General features: G+C 74.8%; 3 protein-coding genes. 1 reads left to right on the forward strand and 2 read right to left on the reverse strand.

Annotated elements, in window-relative coordinates; all coding sequences use genetic code 11:
• Window positions 1-1,017, reverse strand: a 1,017-nt coding sequence (gene ftsZ / locus FRCN3DRAFT_RS46515) for a cell division protein FtsZ (protein WP_007520543.1), incomplete at its 3' end; no start/stop codon positions are given.
• A gap of 431 nt (window positions 1,018-1,448) precedes the next feature.
• Between ftsZ and murC the strand changes: the two genes are divergently transcribed.
• Window positions 1,449-2,942: a UDP-N-acetylmuramate--L-alanine ligase gene (murC, locus tag FRCN3DRAFT_RS0227055; protein WP_035925257.1), complete on the forward strand. Its 1,494-nt coding sequence runs from the start codon at window positions 1,449-1,451 to the stop codon at window positions 2,940-2,942.
• A 126-nt stretch (window positions 2,943-3,068) separates the two neighbouring features.
• On the opposite strand, the gene murG is transcribed toward murC, so the two are convergent.
• On the reverse strand, window positions 3,069-4,199 hold the full coding sequence (murG, locus tag FRCN3DRAFT_RS0227060) for an undecaprenyldiphospho-muramoylpentapeptide beta-N-acetylglucosaminyltransferase (protein WP_007520547.1): 1,131 nt from the start codon (window positions 4,197-4,199) through the stop codon (window positions 3,069-3,071).
• Window positions 4,200-4,563 lie beyond the last annotated feature (364 nt).

The raw sequence follows: 4,563 nt of genomic DNA on the forward strand, positions 1-4,563 counted from the left end.
CGGCGCCGCGGCGACCGCCGGCGGCACGGGGCGGGAGCGCGGCTGCGTGATGCCCTTCGCGCGCCGGTCGGGCACCGTGTCGAAGCCGGCGGCGATGACGGTGACCCGCACCTCGTCGCCGAGCGCGTCGTCGATCACGGCACCGAAGATGATGTTCGCCTCGGGGTGGGCGGCGTCGGCGACCAGCTCGGCGGCGGCGTTGATCTCGAACAGGCCGAGGTCGGACCCGCCGGAGATGTTGAGCAGCACGCCCTGCGCGCCGTCCATGCTGGCCTCGAGCAGCGGCGAGGCGATCGCCTGCTCGGCGGCGACGGTGGCCCGGTCGTCGCCGCGGGCGCGGCCGATGCCCATGAGCGCGCTGCCCGCGTGCGACATGACCGTCTTGACGTCGGCGAAGTCGAGGTTGATCAGGCCGGGCGTGGTGATCAGGTCGGTGATGCCCTGGACACCGGAGAGCAGGACCTGGTCGGCGCTGCGGAACGCGTCGAGCACGCTGATGTCGCGGTCGGTCATCGCCAGCAGCCGGTCGTTCGGGATGACGATGAGGGTGTCGACCTCGTTGCGCAGCGTGTCGATACCGGCGTCGGCCTGGTTCGCCCGGCGGCGGCCCTCGAAGGTGAACGGCCGGGTGACCACACCGATGGTGAGCGCGCCCAGCGAGCGGGCGACGTTGGCCACGACCGGCGCCCCGCCGGTGCCGGTGCCACCGCCCTCACCCGCCGTGACGAAGACCATGTCGGCCCCCTTGAGGACCTCCTCGATCTCCTCCCGGTGGTCCTCAGCCGCCTGCCGGCCGACCTCGGGGTCCGCGCCAGCGCCAAGGCCGCGGGTCAGCTCGCGGCCGACGTCCAGCTTCACGTCGGCGTCGCTCATCAGCAGCGCCTGCGCGTCGGTGTTGATGGCGATGAACTCGACGCCCTTGAGACCGACCTCGATCATGCGGTTCACGGCGTTGACGCCGCCACCGCCAATGCCGACAACCTTGATGACCGCTAGGTAGTTCTGCGGGGCAGCCATTGCGGGGTCGGTCCTCCAGCGGCGTCGGTGGGGCGGACAAAACCCGGCTCGCGCGGCATGACCGTGGGGACGGCGCCACCGGGACGAGACCGGAGAACTAGCCGCCGAGCTCCAACCTTCACCGTCCACTAGACGGTTAGAGTTATGTCAACTTGCGACTGTGGTTGGACAGTAGGCATGGCGTCCGCATGGGTCAAGGAACCTCCCGGCGCGTCAAGCGATGGAATTCGCCGTCCCGTTCGTCACACCCTCCACCGGCATAGCCGCCTCCCGCCTCGCCTCCCCACCCGTCCGCTTCCTCCCCCCTCACCAGCCTGGTGGCGGGAGTCCGGCGAGGTGTCCTTACCAGCCCTGGGCCGGGGGCCCATTCGGACCGGCCGCGGGTCCCGCCGGCGCATGCCAGGCCTTGCTCAGCCACACGGTGGGGGAGGATGGCGGCCGTGAGTTCGCGCGTGCACTTCCTTGGCATCGGCGGCTCGGGCCTCGCCCCGCTGGCCCGGATCGCGTTGGCCCGTGGCCACCTCGTCTCCGGCAGCGACCAGGAGCCCTCGGCCCGGGTCGAGGCGCTGCGGGCCCTGGGCGCCCGGGTGCGCACCGGCGCCGCGCCCGGCCCGGCGGCACTGGCCGCCGAGCTCGCCGGCGTGGACGTCGTCGTGGCCTCCAGCGCCCTGGGCGACGACCATCCGGAGGTCGCGGCCGCACGGGCCGCCGGCGTGCCGGTGCGCCGCCGCTCCGACTGGCTGCCCGAACTGACCGCCGGCTACCAGCTCGTCGCCGTCGCCGGCTCGCACGGCAAGACCACGACCTCGGCGATGCTCACCCTCGCGCTGCGCGCCGCGGGCGCCGACCCCACGGCGGTGATCGGCGCCGAGGTGCCGCAGCTCGGCGGCGGCGGCGCGCTGGTCGGTTCCGGCGAGCTGTTCGTGCTGGAGGCCGACGAGTACGGCGGCGCGTTCGGCGGACTGGACCCGGCGCTCGCCGTGGTCACGAACGTCGAGTGGGAGCACCCGGACCTGTTTCCCGACGAGGCGGCGGTGCGGGCGGTGTTCACCGCCTTCGCCGCCCGGATCCGTCCAGGCGGCGTGCTGGTGGCCTGCGGCGACGACCCAGGGGTGGCCGCCGTGCTCTCCACCCTCGCCGAACAGCCGGGCGGCGGGCCACGCGTCGTGCGCTACGGCCTCGGCGACGGCCTCACCTGGCGCGCGGCGGACGTCACGACCGTCGATGGCACCACCGGTGGGTCGGCGGGCAGCCAGGAGCTGAGCGGGATCCCCGGGGACGCACCGGCCGTCGTGACGCGGGCCACCGTGCTGCGCGACGGGGAGCCGGTCGGCACGCTGCGCCTGGCGTTGCCGGGCCGGCACACGGTCCTCAACGCGCTCGCGGTGCTCGCCGTCACCAGCGAGCTCGGAATGCCCGTCGAGGCGGCGCTGTCGGCGCTGGCCGGCTACACCGGCGCCGCCCGGCGCTTCCAGCACGTCGGCTCCGCCGACCTGGTGAGCGCCGGCGGCTCGGTAGAGGTGATCGACGACTACGCCCACCACCCGACCGAGATCCGCGTGACGCTCGCCGCCGCCCGGCAGAAGGCCGCCGGCCGGGAGGTCTGGGCGGTCATCCAGCCGCACACCTACAGCCGGCTCGCGGCGCTGCTGGACGACTTCGCCGTCTCCTTCGGCGACGCCGACCGGCTCTACGTCACCGACATCTACGCCGCCAGGGAGCACGACGACCTCGGCCTGCACGCCACGGACCTCGCCAAGCGGGTGCGCTCCCCCGCCGAGACGAGCTACGTCGGCTGGGGCGAGCTGCCCGAACGCCTCGCCGCCGACCTGCCCGGCCATGACGTCCTGCTCCTGACCCTCGGCGCCGGCACGATCACCGAGCTGGGCCCCCGCCTGCTGGCCCTCGTCACCGCCGCGACCTGAAGTGCGGCGGACCAGCGCCTCTATAGGGACGTCCAGGTAACACACCTACACACCGGACCGTCGGAGCGTGTTGCCTGGACGTCGTCATAGAGGCGTCCAGGTGACACGGTTTGCGTGTCGCGCCGGTCAGTGGGCGGCGTGGCGGCCGCCGCCGCGGCGGCGGGACGCGGCGGCCTCGTGGATCATCGCGACGATCGTCCGCGCCGCCTCGGGGTGGCCCATGCCGGCGCAGGCGGCGCTCATCTTCGCCAGCCGCTCCGGCACCGTGACCACCGGCAGCACCTCGCGCGCGATCCAGTCGGGCGTCAGCTGCGCGTCGTCGACGAGCAGGCCGCCACCGGCCTCGACGGTCGGCAGCGCGTTGCGCCGCTGCTCGCCGTTGCCGAACGGCAGCGGCACGTAGACGGCCGGCAGGCCCACCGCGGCGAGCTCCGCGCAGGTCATCGCCCCGGACCGGCTCAGCACCAGGTCCGCGGCGGCGTAGGCCGACGGGATGTGGTCCAGGTAGGGCACCAGCACGTAGGGGGCGGGCAGGCCCGACGGCAGCGCCGCCGCCACCTCGTCGAAGTTCTTCGGGCCGGTGGCGTGCAGCACCTGCACCCCGGACTGGGTGAGCGCCCGGGCGGCCCCCGTCATCGCCTGGTTGAGCGAGCGGGCGCCCTGCGAGCCACCGAACACGAGCAGGGTGGGGCGGTACGGGTCGAGCCGGTAGCGGGCCCTGGCGGCGCGCACGGCGGCCGGCGACCGGTCGAGGGTGAGGATCTCCTCGCGCAGCGGGATGCCTGTGAGCCGCGCGCCCCGCAGCGTCGTTCCCGGGTAGGAGATGGCGACGTACGGCGTCAGCCGCGCGCCGAGCCGGTTGGCGACCCCGGGCAGCGGGTTGGCCTCGTGGACGACGATCGGGACCCCGTGGCGGCGGGCCGCCAGGTAGGCGGGCACGGAGACGTAGCCCCCGAAACCGACGACGACGTCCGCCCGGGTCTCGGCGAGCACCTCGGCCGCCCGGGAGATGGCGCCCGCGAGCCGGCCGGGAACGGTAAGCAGTTGCGTCGACGGGCGCCGGGGCAGGGGGACCTTCGGAACGGTCGCCAGCTCGTAGCCGCGCGCGGGCACGACCCGCGCCTCCATGCCCGTCTCGGTGCCGAGCAGGGTCAGCCGGATCCGCGGGTCCGCCGCGCGCAGCGCGTCGGCGACCGCCAGCGCGGGTTCGACATGGCCGGCCGTACCGCCGCCGGCGAGCAGCACACTTTTCAGCATCGGCTCTCACGATGGCACACCGACCGGCCACCCGGAGCGGCCGGCCCGCGATGCCCGTCTGCTCCCCGCGTACCCGGCCTGGCGGCTCTGGCCCGTTTCCCTGCTTGCCCGCCGGGGCTCGCCGGGTCGCCTCCGCGTCCGCTCAGCCAGCGGCGGGGGGACCAGTGGGATCCGGACGCTGAGGGCGCCGGTAGGGCCCCGGCTCGGCGGGCCCACGCCGAGTGCCTCCCCCGCCGGAACCGGCACCGCCAGCGGAACCGGAAGGACCGGATCGGCCGGAGGAACCAGCACGGCCGGCGTCGTCCGCACCCGCGCGGGTGCGCGGCGCGCGACGGGTCGCGGAGCCGGCCGACCTGGCGGGGCT

This window comes from Pseudofrankia saprophytica, assembly GCF_000235425.2.
Lineage (GTDB): Bacteria > Actinomycetota > Actinomycetes > Frankiales > Frankiaceae > Pseudofrankia > Pseudofrankia saprophytica.